Below are 15,693 nucleotides of genomic sequence, written 5' to 3'. Positions count from 1 at the left end.
TCCGGGGGCGGGCGCCCTCAGAAGTGGGTGCCGCCGTCGACGCGGACCTCGGTGCCCGTGATGAACCGGCCGTCCTCCGAGGCCAGCATCGCGACGACCGACGCCACCGTCTCCGGACCGGCGAAACCCCGGCCGAGGGCGGGGGAGAGCTTCGCGAACAGGGCCATGTCGGCGTCCTCGGGCAGCCCGGGACCGACGCTCTGCCCGCTGACCCCGCTGCCGTCCGTCATGCCCGAGGAGATGGAGCCGGGCTGGACGGCGGTGAAGCGGATGCCGCGTCCCGCGTACTCGGCGGCCAGGGCGTGGGTCATGGACTGGATGCCGCCCTTGCTCGCCGCGTAGGCCGCCATGTACGGGTGCGCGAACACCGCCGAGGTCGAGCTGAAGTTGACCACCGCCGCGTCCCGGCCCTCCAGCAGCGCGGGGATCGCCTCGCGGATCACCAGGAAGGTGCCGACGAGGTTCACCGTCAGGACCCGGGTGAAGTCCGCGAGGCTGGTCTCCGTGGTGTGCGAGGAGCGCAGGATGCCGGCCGCGTTGACCAGGACGTCGAGGCCGCCCAGCGCGTCCGTCGCGGCGCGGACCCCCTCGCGCACCGAGGTCTCGTCGGCGATGTCGACGACGAGCGTGGTGAGCCGGTCCGCGTGGGCCCCGGCCTGCTCCGCGGTGTCCTTCAGGCCCGGCTCGCTGACGTCCGCCGCGACGACGGTGCCGCCCTCGGCGAGGAGACGCAGCACGGTGGCCTGGCCTATGCCCGAGCCGCCGCCGGTGACCAGGGCGCGACGGCCTTCGTAACGGTTCAAGTAGTTCATGCCCGTCACCGTACGCCTAGGTGGCACGTTTTGCCACGACGTCACGCCATGCCGCTGGGTGGTCGCAGGCCGTACGCTTCTCGGGTGAGCACCGAGCCGCCACCGCCCCCGACGCTGACCGAGCGCCGCAAGGCCGCCACCCAGCTCGACATCGCGCATGCGGCGGCCGAGCTCTTCGCCACCCAGGGCCCGGAGGTCACGACGGCCGAGGAGATCGCCCGGCGGGCGGGGGTCGCGCTGCGGACCTTCTACCGGTACTTCCGCTCCAAGCAGGACGCCGTCGGCCCCCTTCTCACGGACGGCGCCGACCGCTGGCGGGCGCTGCTCGCCGAGGCGCCGCCGGGCAGCGCGCTCGGTCCCGCCCTGCGCGGTGCCGTCGAGCAGGCGCTGGCGACGCCGGATCCGCAGGCCGTCGAGGCGCTGCTGCGCACCCGGGGGCTGCTGCGCGCCGCCGCGGACGATCCCGCGCTGCGGGCGGTCTGGTACCGCGTGAACCAGGAGTCGGAGGAGCTGCTCGTTCCGGTGATCGCCCGGCTGGCGGACGGCCGCCGGGACCCGCTGGAGGTGCGGCTGGTCGCCGCCGCGGCCACCGACGCCATCCGGATCGCCCTGGAGACCTGGTCCGGCACCGAGGCCGCGACCGAGGGCCCCGACTCCCCCGCCGACCTGGCGGTGCGCTGCCTGCACAGCCTCCTCGGCGCCGGGGACGACACCCGTTAACGGCGCTCGGCGGCAGCGGCGCTTCTCGTCAGGGGCACCACTTCTCGTCGGTGGCGTTTCTCGTCGGTGGCGTTTCTCGTCAGGGGCGTTTCTTGCCGTCCAGTTCGTCCCACCACTCGTCGGACTGGGCGTCGCCCGACGGGTCGTCCCACCAGCGGTCGTCCGGGCCGCGCCGGTTGGCGACCATCGCGGCCACCGGGGGGATGAGCATGGTGAACACGCACAGGCCGACGGCCGCCGGGACGGACCAGAGGCGCACGACTCCCCAGGCCAGGACGAAGAGGACGATGCAGGTCCCCATCATGGCGAAGTAGACGTGCCGCCGCCGCGCGTACATGTCTCCAGCGTAGGTCCGGACCGCCCGTCCGGACACGCCGAAGGGGCCGCACCCCAGGCGTCCAACCCGGTGGGTGCGGCCCCTTCGGCCGTTGCCGCCGTCAGACGGCGATCGCGATCTCCGCAAGACCGCCCTGCTGGGCGACGACCGTGCGGTCGGCGGTGCCGCCCGGAACGAGTGCGCGTACGGTCCAGGTGCCCTCGGCCGCGTAGAAGCGGAACTGGCCCGTCGCGGAGGTCGGGACCTCCGCCGTGAACTCGCCGGTGGCGTCCAGCAGACGGACGTAGCCCGTCACCGGCTCGCCGTCGCGGGTCACCTGACCCTGGATGGTGGTCTCACCGGGCTTGATCGTCGAGGCGTCGGGGCCGCCGGCCTTCGCTCCGCACATGTCGTACTCCTGAGGGGTTGAGAGGGGGCGGGCTTACTTGTTGGCGCCGAGCTCGATCGGCACGCCGACCAGGGAGCCGTACTCGGTCCAGGAGCCGTCGTAGTTCTTGACGTTCTCCACGCCCAGCAGCTCGTGCAGGACGAACCAGGTCAGGGCCGAGCGCTCACCGATGCGGCAGTAGGCGATGGTGTCCTTCGCCAGGTCGACCTGCTCGTCGGTGTAGAGCTGCTTCAGCTCGTCGTCCGACTTGAAGGTGCCGTCGTCGTTGGCGTTCTTCGACCACGGGATGTTGCGGGCGGACGGGACGTGGCCCGGACGCTGCGACTGCTCCTGCGGGAGGTGGGCCGGGGCGAGCAGCTTGCCGGAGAACTCGTCGGGCGAACGGACGTCGACCAGATTCTGCGCGCCGATCGCCTTGACGACGTCGTCGCGGAAGGCGCGGATCGCGGTGTTCTGCGGCTTGGCCTTGTAGTCGGTGGCGGCGCGCTGCGGCACCTCGTCGCCGGGGACCAGCTCGCGGGCGTCCAGCTCCCACTTCTTGCGGCCGCCGTCGAGGAGCTTGACGTTCTCGTGGCCGTAGAGCTTGAAGTACCAGTAGGCGTACGACGCGAACCAGTTGTTGTTGCCGCCGTAGAGGACCACCAGCGTGTCGTTGGCGATGCCCTTGGCCGACAGGAGCTTCTCGAAGCCCTCCTGGTCGACGAAGTCGCGGCGGACCGGGTCCTGGAGGTCCTGGGTCCAGTCGATCCGGATCGCGTTCTTGATGTGGTTCTTCTCGTAGGCGGACGTGTCCTCGTCCACCTCGACGATCGCGATGTCGGTGTCGTCCAGGTGGTCCTGAAGCCAGTCGGCGTCGACCAGGACGTCGCTGCGGCTCATGTTTTCTCCTCCGGGGCAGGTGCGGCGGGGCGTGCGGTGGGAGTGGGTGCGCGCTCGGGCCGTGCCGCGGTGCGCGCGGGTGGCCACGACGGAGCGGGGCGAGGATGAGGGGGGACACGGACGGCGGCGTCGCCGTCCGCCTCAGGAGGTGCGACAGAGCATGGCGGCAACGCGGCACAGGTCCACTGCCCGCCGCTTCGTGAGGTCCGCCTGTCGCTTCATGAGTCCCGATCGTAGGGATCGAGAGCGGGTCATGTCACCGATGTGTCGCATGATGAGACACGATCGTCCGGAATGTGGGATCCAATGGCTCTCCCGTCCGGCACGGAGGGTCGCCGGGGTGGGGACGGGGCGGGGGCGGGTGTCCACGCATCTGCGGTACGGACAGCGTCGTCTCACGTGTCGGACGTCGACCGTCCCGGCCCCGGCCCCGGGTGGCACCGGCCTTCGTCCTACCCGGCCAGCTTGACGTTCGAACCCTTCACCGTGATCTCGACGCCGTCCTTCGCCGCCTCGACCTTGTCGAGCTTGATGCCGCCCGGCAGCTCGTCGATGGTCTGCTGGAAGTCCGTGATGGCGCGGATCCGGGACTCGGCGAGCTGCCTGCCGCCGATCTCCGGCAGGCCGTCGGCGACGACCTCGACGTCGTCGTCCTTGACCTTGACCGAGCTGAGCACCTCGACCGGCTCGGGCACCTCGACCCCGAGGACCGTGGCCTGGAGCGTCACCTTGATCTTCCCGTTGCCGCCGTCGGAGAGGCCGATGACCTTGGCGTCGATGCCGGGCGCGATCTCCGTGGGCTCGGACGTGGTGGCCTTCATCAGTTCGTCGTAGCCGACGGTCGCGGTGCCGGTGGCGGTGGCCGCGGTGGCGGAGCTGTAGTCGCCGGAGAACTCGACGCCCTTCATGTGCGCGCGCAGGTGGGCGATGCGGATCTTCTCGCTCGCGTTGCCGGTGGACGCCTCGTAGTCGTCGATGCCGATCTCCACGTCGTCCAGTTCACCGCCGGCGACCTGGGTGAGGAAGGGGAAGCCGTTGATGGAGACGTCCGGCGTCGCGGCCAGGTTCTCGGTGCTGCGCAGCTTGTCCGCCGCCTCGTCCTCGGCGAAGTTGACGGCGACACGGTCGGCGATCACGAAGAGGCCGCCCAGGATCACGACGACGATCAACAGTATTCGCAGTGCGCGCATGCGGTGTTTCCCCAACCCTGGACGCTCGGCGGCGGCGGACCCGACGACCGGCGGCCGTCCAGCGCGAGCGTAACGCGGGCCGGTGGCACCCCCCGGGTTTTGTCGAACAGCTGTGACAGGGGGTGCCGGCACCCGTGACAGGGGGCGCCGCCGGGCTCAGGCCAGGGCCCGGCCCAGCAGGTACACGGCCGGGGCCGCCGCCGCCAGCGGCAGGGCCACGCCCGCCGTGAAGTGGACGAAGCGGGAGGGGTAGTCGTAGGCCGCCACCCGCAGGCCGATCAGCGCACAGACCGCCGCACCCGCGCCGAGCAGCGCACCCGACGCCCCGAAGTCCGTCACCGAGCCGACCGCGATCCCCGCCCCGGCCGCCGCGAGCAGCGCGACGACCACGGACGCCGGGGTCGGCAGCGGCAGCGCACGGGCCACGGCGGCCACGGCCACCGCGATCCCGCCGACCGTCACCGCGTCCGCGTCGGCGGCGAGGTACCCGCCCGCGACGACGGCCAGGGCCGCCGCCGCGATGGTCGCCATCAGGCCGTACATCCGCTCGTCCGGGTCGGCGTGCGAGCGCAGTTGCAGGACCAGGGAGAGCAGCACCCACACCCCGAGCGTGCCGAGGATCGCCGCCGGGGAGCGGTCCGACACCAGCAGCGCCGCGTCGGCGGCGAGCGCGCCCAGGAAGCCCAGCGCGATGCCCTGCCGGGCGGGCCACATGCCGTTCAGCCGGAACCAGCCCGCCGCGGTGACGGCCTGGAGGACGACGAGCGGGACGAGCAGGGCGTACGTGCCGAGCGCCGCCGCGCCGGACAGCAGCAGCCCGAGCAGCGCGGTGAGCCCGGCCGGCTGCATGCCCGGGTCGATGATCGGCGACCGCCCCTCGGCGCGGGCCCGCTGCGCGTCCGTGATCCGCGTGTTCCCGGCCACGGTCGCCGGACCGTAGCCGGGGTCGTCGGAGGCGGAGGCGGACGGGGAGGCGGCGGGGGACGGGGAGGCGGAGGAGGCCGCGGGCACGGGGGCCGGGGGCGGCTCGTACGGCTGCGGCTGCGGCTGGGGCGCGTACGCCTGCGGCTGGTACGGCTGCGGCTGCCCGTAGCCCTGCGACGGGTACGGGTATGGGTCCGAGTACGGCTCAGGCTGGGGCTGTGACTGGGGCTGTGGCTGGGCGTGCGGCGGCAGGTACGCCGTCTCCTCCGCGGAGACCGGCGGCTGCACCTGCGTCTCCCAGGTCTGCCCCTGCCACTGCTGCGTGTACGGGTCCGCGTTCGGATCCGGCTGCTCCCCGTAGCCCTGGTACGACTGGTACGGCTGCTGCCCTGGCCACGCCTGCGCGTCGTGTCCCTCGTACGGCTGCTGCCCGTACGGCTGCTGCGGCTGGTCGGTCATCGCTCACCCTCCTGCGAACGGCGGGAGCACCTCGACCGTGCCGCCGTCGGCCAGCCGTACCGTCTCATGCCCGCGGGTGCCCACGGGGTCGCCGTCGACGAGGAACGAGCAGCGCAGCAGCACGCGCGTGAGTTCGCCGGGGTGGCGCTCGCGGACCGCGCCGAGCGCGTCGGCGAGCGTCGCCGCGTCGTACGGCTCCTCGGCCACCCCCGCGGCGGCCTTCGCGGCGGCCCAGTAGCGCACCGTGACCTTTGCCATCTGGTTCCTTCGTCGTCGGCGATGAACAACGTCAGGCTAGCCCGCCCGGGCCACCGCCCAGTCGCCGATGCGGTCCAGCAGATCCTCGCCGGAGGCGTTCTCGGCGTGGCCCATGCCGGGCTCCAGCCAGAGTTCGCCGTGGTCACCGGCGGCCTCGGCCAGCATCCGGGGGTGGTCGAGGGGGAAGTAGCCGTCCCGGTCGCCGTGCACCACGAGCAGCGGCCTCGGCGCGATCCGGGGCACCGCCTCCACCGGCGACAGCGGCACCGGGTCCCAGTCGCGGTGGTGGATCCGGGTGCGCAGGCCGTAGCGGCCCACCAGGCGCCCGGCGGGGCGCATCACCAGCCAGTGCAGCCGGCGCATGGGCGCCGTGCCCCGGTAGTACCAGCGGGCGGGGGAGCTGACCGACACGACGGCGTCCGTGCCCGCCCCGTCGTCGGCGGCGTACAGCGCGGCGTGCCGCAGGACCACCGAGCCGCCCATGGAGAAGCCGACGGTCACCACGCGCGCGTGCCCGAAGCCGCGCGCCCACTCGACCGCCGCGGCCAGGTCGAGCACCTCGCGGTCGCCGACGGTGGACCGCCCGCCGGACGCGCCGTGGCCCCGGAAGGAGAACGTGACCACGGCGCCGTGCCGCGCGAACGCCTCCGCGATCCGCCGCACGTGCGGCCGGTCGGCGTCGCCCGTGAACCCGTGCGCGACGACGAACACCAGGTCAGAGGGGTCACGTCCGGTCGGTCCCGGCTCGTACACGGCGTCGATGGAGACGCCGTCGGCCGTACGGAGGAAGGTGCGCGCGGGTGTGCGGCGCGGCGCTCCCCGGGGCGTCTCGGGATGCGGACGATTGGCTGGACCACGGGTGGAACGCGCCACATGACCCGGCGGTCGGTTGCTCATGTCGGCTATTCTGCTGGGCAGAGGACTCGGGCAACGTAGCCCCCGGGTCCTTTCGTGCTTTCGGGAGCGATGCCGGGCGGGCGCCCGGCGTTCACCTCCCGGACGCCACCAGTAAGAAGCAGTGCCGCAAACGTCCTCGCAGGGACCCAGGAGGAACCAGACGTTATGGGCGAGCGAACCGGGCACGACCACAAACCGTCCCAGGCAGGTGGGGCGCGATGAGTTCTCTGCTGCTCCTGACCAACGCCCTCCAGCCGTCGACGGAGGTGCTCCCCGCCCTCGGCCTGCTGCTGCACAACGTGCGCGTCGCCCCCGCCGAGGGCCCCGCCCTCGTCGACACCCCCGGCGCCGACGTCATCCTCGTCGACGGCCGCCGCGACCTCCCCCAGATCCGCAGCCTGTGCCAGCTGCTGCGCTCCACGGGCCTCAGCTGTCCGCTGGTCCTCATCGTCACCGAGGGCGGGCTCGCCGCCGTCACCGCCGACTGGGGCATCGACGACGTACTGCTCGACACCGCCGGTCCGGCGGAGGTCGAGGCGCGGCTGCGGCTGGCCACGGGACGCCAGCAGCTCGGCGGCGACGACTCCCCCATGGAGATCCGCAACGGCGACCTGTCGGTGGACGAGGCGACGTACTCCGCGAAGCTGAAGGGCCGGGTCCTGGACCTGACCTTCAAGGAGTTCGAGCTGCTGAAGTACCTCGCCCAGCACCCGGGCCGCGTGTTCACCCGCGCGCAGCTGCTCCAGGAGGTGTGGGGCTACGACTACTTCGGCGGCACCCGCACGGTCGACGTGCACGTACGGCGGCTGCGCGCCAAGCTCGGCCCCGAGCACGAGTCGCTGATCGGCACCGTCCGCAACGTGGGCTACCGCTTCGTGACGCCGGAGAAGCCCGAGAAGGGCGAGAAAGCCGAGAAGGCCGAGAGGACCGAGAAGGCGGAGAAGGCAGAGGCGCCCGGACAGGCGGCCGCCGAGACGGACGAGGCGGCGGGCGCAAGGTCATCCAAGGTGTGATACTCCCTGCCCGGAGCGGGTCCATCCGCGTAGACTCCGCGCGTGGCCAAGGTGACTCGGGATGATGTGGCGCGACTGGCGGGGACTTCCACCGCCGTCGTCAGCTACGTCATCAACAACGGACCCCGGCCGGTCGCCCCGGCCACGCGCGAGCGTGTCCTCGCCGCGATCAAGGAACTGGGGTACCGCCCGGACCGGGTCGCCCAGGCGATGGCATCGCGGCGCACGGACCTCATAGGCCTGATCGTGCCGGACGCGCGCCAGCCGTTCTTCGCGGAGATGGCACACGCGGTCGAGTGGGCCGCCTCCGAGCGCGGCAAAATGGTGCTCGTCGGCAACAGCGACTACGTCGGCGAGCGCGAGGTCCACTACCTGCGCGCCTTCCTCGGTATGCGGGTCTCCGGCCTGATCCTGGTCAGCCACGCGCTGAACGACAACGCCGCCGCCGAGATCGACGCCTGGGACGCCCGGGTGGTCCTGCTGCACGAGCGCCCCGAGGCCATCGACGACGTCGCCGTCGTCACCGACGACCTGGGCGGCGCCCAGCTCGCCGTACGCCATCTGCTGGAGCACGGGTACGCGTACGTCGCCTGCATGGGCGGCACCGCCGAGACCCCGTCCGTCGGCGACCCGGTCTCCGACCACGTCGAGGGCTGGAAGCGCGCCATGAAGGAGGCCGGTCTCTCCACCGAGGGCCGGCTCTTCGAGGCGCCGTACAACCGCTACGACGCGTACCGCGTGGGCCTGGAGCTGCTCTCCGGGCCGCAGCGCCCGCCCGCGATCTTCTGCTCCACCGACGACCAGGCGATCGGCCTGCTGCGCGCGGCCCGCGAGCTGCGCATCGACGTCCCCGGCGAACTGGCGGTGGCCGGGTTCGACGACATCAAGGAGGCGGACCTCGCCGATCCGCCGCTGACCACGGTCGCCTCGGACCGGTCGGCGATGGCGCGCGCCGCCGTGGACCTGGTCCTGGACGACGGCCTGCGGGTGGCGGGCTCCCGCCGCGAGCGGCTGAAGGTGTTCCCGTCGCAGCTGGTGGTACGGCAGTCCTGCGGCTGCGCGTAGTCGCTCCGCCGAGGCCTTTATATCGGGCATACGAGGTTCTGCCGGGCTTCTCAGGCAGCACTCAGGCCGCTCTCATACGGGGGCGGGAAGCTCATGAACATGACCGAGAGCCTCCGCCACAACGGCGAGTACGAGCACGCGAACCCGTACCAGGGAACCCCCCAGCACGCCTCCTCTCCCGTCAGCCCGGAGTGGCCGCCCCCGCCGGCGCAGCCGCCCGGGAACCACACCGCGCAGCCCCTGCCCGAGCCGCCGCACACCGGACGCCCGGCCCGGCGGCGCGGCCCCGCCGCCCTGCTGGTGGCCGTGGCGATCGTCGCGGCGGCCGTCGGCGGCGGCACGGCGTACGGCATCCAGGAGCTGACCGGCAGCGACACCGTCGCCTCCAGCTCGACCAGCACCAACGTGGTGCCCTCCAGCCAGAAGGGCACGGTCTCCGGCGTCGCGAAGGCGGTCAGCCCGAGCATCGTCGAGATCAACGCCACCTCGAACGCCGGGTCCTCCACCGGCTCCGGCGTGATCATCACCGACGACGGCGAGATCATCACCAACAACCACGTCGTCGCCGGTGCCTCCTCCGTCAAGGTGACGACGAACGACGGCAAGCAGTACACCGCCGAGGTCGTCGGCACCGACAGCAAGAAGGACCTCGCGCTGATCAAGCTGGAGAACGCCTCCGGCCTGAAGGCCGCCACCCTCGGCGACTCCGACGGCATCGGGGTCGGCGACCAGGTCGTCGCCATCGGCTCCCCCGAGGGCCTGACCGGCACCGTGACCAGCGGCATCGTCTCCGCCCTCGACCGGGACGTGACCGTCTCGACGGACGAGGGCCAGCAGCAACAGCAGCAGCGGCAGGGCGGCCAGTGGCCGTTCGAGTTCGGCGGGCAGCAGTTCAACGGCGACACCGGCTCGTCCACGACGACGTACAAGGCGATCCAGACCGACGCCTCCCTCAACCCGGGCAACTCCGGCGGCGCGCTGATCGACATGAACGGCAACATCATCGGCATCAACTCCGCGATGTACTCGGCGACCGAGTCCTCCGCGAGCGCGGGCAGCGTGGGCCTCGGCTTCGCCATCCCGATCAACACGGTCAAGGCCGACCTGCCCGAGCTGCGGGCGGGCGCGAGCAACTGACGAGCCATTGACGAGCAGCCGAGCGGGCGCGAAGACGTGCGACGCTGAAGGCGTTGACACCCCGTACCCGTACCCGACCGCATCCGAGGACCCGAGCCCATGAGCCCCGCAGACGCCGACCGCGACCGCGAGATCCAGCGCATCCTGATCGTCGACGACGAGCCGGCGGTCCGCGAGGCCCTCCAGCGCAGCCTCGCCTTCGAGGGGTACGACACCGAGGTCGCCGTCGACGGCGCCGACGCGCTGGAGAAGGCGGCGGCCTACCGGCCCGACCTCGTCGTGCTGGACATCCAGATGCCCCGCATGGACGGCCTGACCGCCGCCCGCCGCATCCGCGGCGCGGGCGACCTGACGCCCATCCTCATGCTGACGGCCCGCGACACCGTCGGCGACCGGGTGACCGGCCTGGACGCGGGAGCGGACGACTACCTGGTCAAGCCCTTCGAGCTGGACGAGCTGTTCGCCCGCATCCGCGCGCTGCTGCGCCGCAGCTCCTACGCGGCGGCCGTGGAGGCCACCGCCGAGGACGACGACACGCTGGGCTTCGCCGACCTGACCATGGACCTGGCGACCCGGGAGGTCACGCGCGCCGGACGCCCGGTCGAGCTGACCCGCACGGAGTTCACCCTGCTCGAGATGTTCATGGCGCATCCGCGCCAGGTCCTCACCCGGGAGCAGATCCTGAAGGCCGTCTGGGGCTTCGACTTCGAACCGTCGTCGAACTCCCTCGACGTGTACGTCATGTACCTGCGCCGCAAGACCGAGGCGGGCGGCGAGCCGCGCCTGGTCCACACCGTCCGCGGCGTCGGCTACGTCCTGCGGCAGGGCGGCGCGGAGTGACCTCCCTCGCCCGCCGGATCCGCACCCTGCCCCTCCGGGCGCGGCTGTCCCTGCTGGTGGCGGCGGCGGTGGCGTTCGCGGTGGCGGCGGCGGCGGTCGCCTGCTGGTTCGTGGTCAAGAGCGTGCTGGTCAGCTCGCTGGACGAGGCCCTCAAGGCGAACCGCATGGACAGGAACCAGGTGAGCCAGTACCTCAACCTGCGCACCGGCCTGTGTGCCCACGACCCCGTCACACACGAACAGAACCCCTTTGGCTCGTCCGTGCAGCTGGTGGACCGGCAGGGCGGAAGCTGCCTCATCATCGGCACGGAGGAGGTCCCGCTCAGCGACGCCGACCATGCTGTGGCCGAGGGCGGGTCCTCCGACGCGCTGCACGACGCCACCGGGTCCGACGGCTCCCAGTACCGCGTCTTCACGTACACCGTGCCCGACCTGAGCGGCGTGGCCGTCTCCGCCGCCCGTCCGCTGAACGAGGTGAACAGCTCCCTGAGCAACCTCGCTCTCGTCCTCGTGGTCGTCGCCGGGGTGGGCGTCGTCGGGGCCGGCGCCGCCGGGCTGTGGGTGGCTCGCACCGGCCTGCGTCCCGTCGACGAACTCACCGAGGCCGTCGAACACGTCGCCCGCACCGAGGACCTCACCGTCCGCATCCCCGTCGAGGACGACAGCGACGACGAGATCGCGCGGCTGTCGCGGTCCTTCAACAGCATGACCTCGTCCCTGGCCAGCTCCCGCGACCTCCAGCAGCAGCTCATCGCCGACGCGGGCCACGAACTGCGCACCCCGCTCACCTCCCTGCGCACCAACATCGAGCTGCTCACCCGCAGCGAGGAGACGGGCCGCCCGATCCCGGAGGCCGACCGCAAGGCACTGCTCGCTTCGGTGAAGGCCCAGATGACGGAACTGGCCGCGCTCATCGGCGACCTCCAGGAACTCTCCCGCCCCGACACCGGCCAGCACGAGGGCCGCACCCGCATCCTCGCCTGGCACGACGTCGTCGAGTCGGCGCTGCGCCGCGCCCGGCTGCGCGGACCGGAGCTGGCGATCGACGCCGACGTCCACCCCTGGTACGTACGGGCGGAACCCGCCGCCCTGGAACGCGCGGTCGTCAACATCCTGGACAACGCGGTGAAGTTCAGCCCGGACGGCGGCACCCTCCACGTCCGCCTCGCCGACGGCGTCCTCACCGTCCGCGACCACGGCCCCGGCGTCTCCGCCGACGAACTCCCGCACGTCTTCGACCGCTTCTGGCGCTCCCCGAGCGCCCGCGCCCTGCCCGGCTCCGGCCTGGGCCTGTCCATCGTGGCGCGGACGGTGCAGCAGGCGGGCGGCACGGTGAGCCTGACCCCGGCCGACGGCGGTGGGACCACCGCCACGATCCGGCTGCCGGGGGCGCCGGTACCGCCGCCGGAGGGAGACCTCAGGCAGGCAGCCGGAGATCGATGACGAAGCCGATCTCGACGACCTGACCGGGCAGGGTCAGCTCGGTCACGCCCAGGACCGTGCCGGCCGGGCGGTGCCAGTAGCCGAAGTCGTCCTCGGCCGGCACATCGAACCGGAAGACGTCGTGGATGGTCATGGCTCGCCCTTCCGTCAGGTCCACTCTCTTGTGGTTACTCGGGAACCGTAGGAGAGTGAGGGATGAACTGGAAGAACGCACTTTTCGGTGACTGGGGTACCTGATGGTGACCAAGCAACTGCTCAACGGCCTGCCCGCGGACGCGGACCTGCGGCGCGCGGACTCGCTGGCGCGGGAGATCTTCTCGGACGTCGCCAACAAGTGGGCGCTCCTGATCATCGAGGCGCTCGGCGAGCGCACCCTGCGCTTCAGCGAGGTGCGCGCCGAGGTCGAGGGCGTCAGCCACAAGATGCTCACCCAGAACCTGCGGATGCTGGAGCGCAACGGCCTGGTCGACCGCACCGTGCATCCGACCGTGCCGCCGAAGGTCGAGTACACCCTCACCGAGCCGGGCCGCGCCCTGCGCGCCACGGTCGACGCGATCTGCGACTGGACCCAGCGCCACCTCGGCCACATCGAGGGAGCACGGGAGCGTTTCGACGCCTGAGCGGCGTCAGTGGAAGCCGAGCATGCCGGGGGCATCGATGTCGACGGTGAGGAACCCCGGGGGGTAGAGGTCCTCCCGGCCCGTCAGAATGATCGACATGCCCCCCGAGTCCAGATGCGGCGTCGCCACGTACAACGCGTGACACGTATCGGCGCCGCCCCAGCCGTCACGCACCATCCCGCCGACCGTTACGGCCGCGGTCTGGCCGAACGGATCAATGTGCAGCCCGGGAAGTGCCAGCAAGGAACTCCCGACGTTGGCCTGCCGCTCCTCCGCCTTCATGAGGCACAGCGCCGGGAGGTGCAGCCAGTCACCCGGCGTGTGCGCGACGTTGTCAGCAAGGCGGTGGAGTGCCTCGTGACCCTGCGCGAGGGCAAGGGCCGCGTCCGCGTCGAGAATGATCACGCGGCGTCCTCCCGGAGAGCCCGGGTCTTCTCCGCGGCCATCGCGTAGATGTTGGCCAGCACGTTCGGTCCGTCGTCGAACTCCTCGTCGCTGAGCGTGCAGCCGAGCCGTTCGCGCAGGACCGCGCGGGTGGCCGCCACCCGTTCCGCGATCTGCTCCGCCGTCGGCTGCTCCGAGGCCAGCTGCTCGACCAGCTGGCCGAGGGTCATGCCCCGCTCCTTGGCGACCTGCGCGAGGTGGTCGCGGGCCCGGCGCGACACCTGAATGGTCGTATTCTCTGCCATGGCCCCACCATACTCACGCCACAAAGCAGTGAACCGTTTCTGTCGCCGCCCGTCACCCGAAGGTGCTCACGCCGCACCCGCCGCTTGACTCCGGCCCCGTCCCCCGACGACAAGGGGCCCGGCACGCCCGCGGTCCCTCGACCGTCGGACGTGCCGGGCCCCTGCCCGGAGCAGCCGGCCGTCGCCTACTCCACGACCGTGATCCGGTCCGCCGCCGGGGGCGCGATCGGGGCCGTCGCCGAGGAGTTGGCCGTCAGGTACTGCTCGAAGGCCGCCAGGTCGTCCGCGCCGACGAGTTCGTTCGTGCCCTCGCCCAGCGTGGTGAAGCCGTCGCCGCCGCCCGCGAGGAAGCTGTTGGACGCGACGCGGTAGGTGGCGTTCTCGTCGATGGCAGCGCCGTTCAGCCGGATGGAGTCCGTGACGACGCGGTCCGCGCCCGACTTGGTCAGATCCAGGGTGTAGGTGAGGCCGGACGAGACCTGGAGGATCTTCGGGGCCGCCTCGTTCGGGCCGCTCACCTGCTCCTTGAGGACCTGGACGAGCTGGGCGCCCGTGTAGTCCTTGAGGTTCACCGTGTTGGCGAAGGGCTGCACCGTGAAGCCCTCGGCATAGGTGACGACACCGTCGCCCTCGGCGCCGGAGGCCGTGTAGGTGATCGGGGCGCGGATGCCGCCCGGGTTCATCAGCGCCAGGTCGGTCTCCGGGTCCTGCGCCTTGCCGTACGCGAACTGCGCGTCGGCGATCAGGTCGCCCAGCGGGGACTCGGTGCCGTCGCGGTTGATGTCGGCGGAGACGTAGCCGATGGCGCGGTTGCCGATCGGGGCGGCCAGGGCGCTCCACTTGCCGATCAGCCGGGTCATGTCGGGCGCCTTCGGAACGTCACGGGTGACGACGTGGTTCGCCGACTTCACCGACGTACGGGCGATGTCACCCGTGGCGCGGTCGTACGTCAGCGTGGTGTCCGTGTACAGGCGGCCGAAGGAGGAGGCCGAGGTGACCATGCGGGGGTTGCCCGCCGGGTCCGGGATCGTGCAGACGTACGCGTTGTGGGTGTGGCCGGTGACCAGTGCGTCGACCTGCGGGGTGATGTTCTTGGCGATGTCGACGATCGGGCCGGAGATGCCGTCGCCGGCGCCCGGCGAGTCGCAGTCGTAGTTGTAGGAGGACGAGGCGGGGAAGCCGCCCTCGTGGATGAGCGCGACGATCGACTTCACGCCCTGGCGCTGGAGCTCCTTGGCGTACTTGTTGATCGTCTCGACCTCGTCCTTGAACTTCAGGCCTTTCACGCCCTCCGCCGAGACGATGTCCGGGGTGCCCTCCAGGGTCACGCCGATGAAGCCGACCTTGACGCCCCGCTGCTTCCACACCCAGTAGGGCTTGAGGAGGGGCTTCCCGGTCTTCTCGTCCAGGACGTTGGCCGCCAGGTACGGGTAGTCGGCGCCCTTGAACTCCTTGTCCGTGTAACAGCCCTCGGTGGGGTGACAGCCGCCGTTCTGGAGCCGGGCCAGCTCCTTGGCGCCCTCGTCGAACTCGTGGTTGCCGACGCTCGTCACGTCCAGGTCGAGCTTGTTCAGCGCCTCGACGGTCGGCTCGTCGTGGAAGAGACCGGACAGCAGGGGGGAGGCGCCGACCATGTCGCCGCCCGCGGCGGTGATGGAGTACCGGTTGCCCTTGCGGGCCTCGCGCAGGTGGGTGGCCAGGTACTCCACGCCGCCCGCGTCGATCGTCTTCGTCGTGCCGTCCGGCTGGACCTCGGTGACCCGGCCGGAGGAACCGGCGGGCGGCTCCAGGTTGCCGTGCAGGTCGTTGAAGGAGAGGAGCTGGACGTCCTGGTAACGGCCCTGGCCGTGACCGTGGCCGGGTCCGTGGCCGCGGTCGTTCCCGCCCGCACTCGCCGAGGCAGGGAGCGTCGCCGCGGCGAGCGCCCCGGCGGTGACGACGGTGGCGGCGGCGACGAGGAGACGGCTCGTACGGCGTCTGCGACGCGGCTGGTGCGGCTGTGCTGTGACTGGCATGCGCCCCC

The 15,693-nt window shown here is 71.8% G+C and carries 18 protein-coding genes and 1 pseudogene; 7 read left to right on the top strand and 12 right to left on the bottom strand.

The annotated features are described in order from the left end of the window. Positions 1–17: 17 nt before the first annotated feature. Positions 18–812: an SDR family NAD(P)-dependent oxidoreductase gene (locus tag B9W62_RS20785; RefSeq protein ID WP_179235586.1), complete on the bottom strand. Its 795-nt coding sequence runs from the start codon at positions 810–812 to the stop codon at positions 18–20. A gap of 84 nt (positions 813–896) precedes the next feature. Here B9W62_RS20785 and B9W62_RS20780 point away from each other — a divergent pair, with 84 nt between their 5' ends. Further along, positions 897–1,532 carry a TetR family transcriptional regulator gene (locus tag B9W62_RS20780; RefSeq protein ID WP_179235585.1) on the top strand — a complete coding sequence of 212 codons (636 nt, stop codon included), beginning with the start codon at positions 897–899 and terminating at the stop codon, positions 1,530–1,532. Between the two features lie 79 nt (positions 1,533–1,611). On the opposite strand, the gene B9W62_RS20775 is transcribed toward B9W62_RS20780, so the two are convergent. From B9W62_RS20775 to B9W62_RS20740, 7 genes are all read right to left on the bottom strand, one after another. Then, a complete protein-coding gene (locus B9W62_RS20775; RefSeq protein WP_179235584.1) occupies positions 1,612–1,869 on the bottom strand; it encodes a DUF3099 domain-containing protein in 258 nt (85 codons plus the stop codon). A 100-nt stretch (positions 1,870–1,969) separates the two neighbouring features. Then, a complete protein-coding gene (locus B9W62_RS20770; RefSeq protein ID WP_087808582.1) occupies positions 1,970–2,257 on the bottom strand; it encodes a DUF1416 domain-containing protein in 288 nt (95 codons plus the stop codon). 33 nt (positions 2,258–2,290) lie between these two features. Further along, the gene (locus B9W62_RS20765; RefSeq protein WP_087808581.1) at positions 2,291–3,136 is read right to left on the bottom strand and encodes a sulfurtransferase; all 846 of its coding nucleotides are present in this window, start codon (positions 3,134–3,136) and stop codon (positions 2,291–2,293) included. 452 nt (positions 3,137–3,588) lie between these two features. After that, on the bottom strand, positions 3,589–4,326 hold the full coding sequence (locus B9W62_RS20755; protein WP_087808580.1) for an LmeA family phospholipid-binding protein: 738 nt from the start codon (positions 4,324–4,326) through the stop codon (positions 3,589–3,591). A 156-nt stretch (positions 4,327–4,482) separates the two neighbouring features. Further along, the gene (locus B9W62_RS20750; RefSeq protein ID WP_087808579.1) at positions 4,483–5,709 is read right to left on the bottom strand and encodes a hypothetical protein; all 1,227 of its coding nucleotides are present in this window, start codon (positions 5,707–5,709) and stop codon (positions 4,483–4,485) included. Positions 5,710–5,712: 3 nt separating this feature from the next. After that, positions 5,713–5,967 carry a MoaD/ThiS family protein gene (locus tag B9W62_RS20745; protein WP_087808578.1) on the bottom strand — a complete coding sequence of 85 codons (255 nt, stop codon included), beginning with the start codon at positions 5,965–5,967 and terminating at the stop codon, positions 5,713–5,715. 36 nt (positions 5,968–6,003) lie between these two features. Next, complete coding sequence (locus tag B9W62_RS20740; RefSeq protein ID WP_179235583.1) at positions 6,004–6,864, bottom strand: alpha/beta hydrolase; 861 nt, start codon at positions 6,862–6,864, stop codon at positions 6,004–6,006. A gap of 218 nt (positions 6,865–7,082) precedes the next feature. Between B9W62_RS20740 and glnR the strand changes: the two genes are divergently transcribed. From glnR to B9W62_RS20715, 5 genes are all read left to right on the top strand, one after another. Continuing rightward, complete coding sequence (glnR, locus tag B9W62_RS20735; RefSeq protein WP_087808576.1) at positions 7,083–7,877, top strand: two-component system response regulator GlnR; 795 nt, start codon at positions 7,083–7,085, stop codon at positions 7,875–7,877. A 42-nt stretch (positions 7,878–7,919) separates the two neighbouring features. Next, entirely contained in the window at positions 7,920–8,942 is a 1,023-nt protein-coding gene (locus B9W62_RS20730) for a LacI family DNA-binding transcriptional regulator (protein WP_087808575.1), read from the top strand. Positions 8,943–9,041: 99 nt separating this feature from the next. Further along, positions 9,042–10,079, top strand: coding sequence for a S1C family serine protease (locus tag B9W62_RS20725; protein WP_179235582.1), 1,038 nt, complete (start codon positions 9,042–9,044; stop codon positions 10,077–10,079). A gap of 99 nt (positions 10,080–10,178) precedes the next feature. Beyond that, a complete protein-coding gene (locus B9W62_RS20720) occupies positions 10,179–10,919 on the top strand; it encodes a response regulator transcription factor (protein WP_087808573.1) in 741 nt (246 codons plus the stop codon). Further along, positions 10,916–12,361 (top strand): sensor histidine kinase, encoded by a 1,446-nt coding sequence (locus B9W62_RS20715; RefSeq protein ID WP_087808572.1) that lies wholly within the window; start codon positions 10,916–10,918, stop codon positions 12,359–12,361. The genes B9W62_RS20720 and B9W62_RS20715 overlap by 4 nt, the downstream gene beginning before the upstream one ends. Here B9W62_RS20715 and B9W62_RS40230 read toward each other — a convergent pair. Then, positions 12,336–12,434: pseudogene (locus B9W62_RS40230) on the bottom strand (RidA family protein); the annotation flags it as partial. The gene B9W62_RS20715 and the pseudogene B9W62_RS40230 sit on opposite strands and share 26 nt — an antisense overlap. A gap of 163 nt (positions 12,435–12,597) precedes the next feature. Here B9W62_RS40230 and B9W62_RS20710 point away from each other — a divergent pair. After that, positions 12,598–12,981 carry a winged helix-turn-helix transcriptional regulator gene (locus B9W62_RS20710; protein WP_087808571.1) on the top strand — a complete coding sequence of 128 codons (384 nt, stop codon included), beginning with the start codon at positions 12,598–12,600 and terminating at the stop codon, positions 12,979–12,981. A gap of 6 nt (positions 12,982–12,987) precedes the next feature. Here the strand turns inward: B9W62_RS20710 and B9W62_RS20705 are convergent, their stop codons facing one another. From B9W62_RS20705 to B9W62_RS20695, 3 genes are all read right to left on the bottom strand, one after another. Next, positions 12,988–13,386: a hypothetical protein gene (locus B9W62_RS20705; RefSeq protein WP_087808570.1), complete on the bottom strand. Its 399-nt coding sequence runs from the start codon at positions 13,384–13,386 to the stop codon at positions 12,988–12,990. Continuing rightward, the gene (locus B9W62_RS20700) at positions 13,383–13,670 is read right to left on the bottom strand and encodes a hypothetical protein (protein ID WP_087808569.1); all 288 of its coding nucleotides are present in this window, start codon (positions 13,668–13,670) and stop codon (positions 13,383–13,385) included. The genes B9W62_RS20705 and B9W62_RS20700 overlap by 4 nt, the downstream gene beginning before the upstream one ends. A 185-nt stretch (positions 13,671–13,855) precedes the next feature. Then, the gene (locus B9W62_RS20695) at positions 13,856–15,685 is read right to left on the bottom strand and encodes a bifunctional metallophosphatase/5'-nucleotidase (protein WP_087808568.1); all 1,830 of its coding nucleotides are present in this window, start codon (positions 15,683–15,685) and stop codon (positions 13,856–13,858) included. Positions 15,686–15,693 lie beyond the last annotated feature (8 nt).

Source organism: Streptomyces sp. CS113 (assembly GCF_002188365.1).
Classification (GTDB): domain Bacteria; phylum Actinomycetota; class Actinomycetes; order Streptomycetales; family Streptomycetaceae; genus Streptomyces; species Streptomyces tendae.
The sequence above is the reverse complement of the archived record's forward strand: the minus strand, read 5'-3'. Positions and strand labels throughout refer to the sequence as shown.

Coding starts and splice junctions, on each gene's coding strand:
- B9W62_RS20785 (WP_179235586.1), bottom strand. CDS start 812: ATGAACTACTTGAACCGTTACGAAGGCCGTCGCGCCCTGGTCACCGGC.
- B9W62_RS20775 (WP_179235584.1), bottom strand. CDS start 1,869: ATGTACGCGCGGCGGCGGCACGTCTACTTCGCCATGATGGGGACCTGC.
- B9W62_RS20770 (WP_087808582.1), bottom strand. CDS start 2,257: ATGTGCGGAGCGAAGGCCGGCGGCCCCGACGCCTCGACGATCAAGCCC.
- B9W62_RS20765 (WP_087808581.1), bottom strand. CDS start 3,136: ATGAGCCGCAGCGACGTCCTGGTCGACGCCGACTGGCTTCAGGACCAC.
- B9W62_RS20755 (WP_087808580.1), bottom strand. CDS start 4,326: ATGCGCGCACTGCGAATACTGTTGATCGTCGTCGTGATCCTGGGCGGC.
- B9W62_RS20750 (WP_087808579.1), bottom strand. CDS start 5,709: ATGACCGACCAGCCGCAGCAGCCGTACGGGCAGCAGCCGTACGAGGGA.
- B9W62_RS20745 (WP_087808578.1), bottom strand. CDS start 5,967: ATGGCAAAGGTCACGGTGCGCTACTGGGCCGCCGCGAAGGCCGCCGCG.
- B9W62_RS20740 (WP_179235583.1), bottom strand. CDS start 6,864: ATGAGCAACCGACCGCCGGGTCATGTGGCGCGTTCCACCCGTGGTCCA.
- glnR (WP_087808576.1), top strand. CDS start 7,083: ATGAGTTCTCTGCTGCTCCTGACCAACGCCCTCCAGCCGTCGACGGAG.
- B9W62_RS20725 (WP_179235582.1), top strand. CDS start 9,042: ATGACCGAGAGCCTCCGCCACAACGGCGAGTACGAGCACGCGAACCCG.
- B9W62_RS20720 (WP_087808573.1), top strand. CDS start 10,179: ATGAGCCCCGCAGACGCCGACCGCGACCGCGAGATCCAGCGCATCCTG.
- B9W62_RS20710 (WP_087808571.1), top strand. CDS start 12,598: ATGGTGACCAAGCAACTGCTCAACGGCCTGCCCGCGGACGCGGACCTG.
- B9W62_RS20700 (WP_087808569.1), bottom strand. CDS start 13,670: ATGGCAGAGAATACGACCATTCAGGTGTCGCGCCGGGCCCGCGACCAC.
- B9W62_RS20695 (WP_087808568.1), bottom strand. CDS start 15,685: ATGCCAGTCACAGCACAGCCGCACCAGCCGCGTCGCAGACGCCGTACG.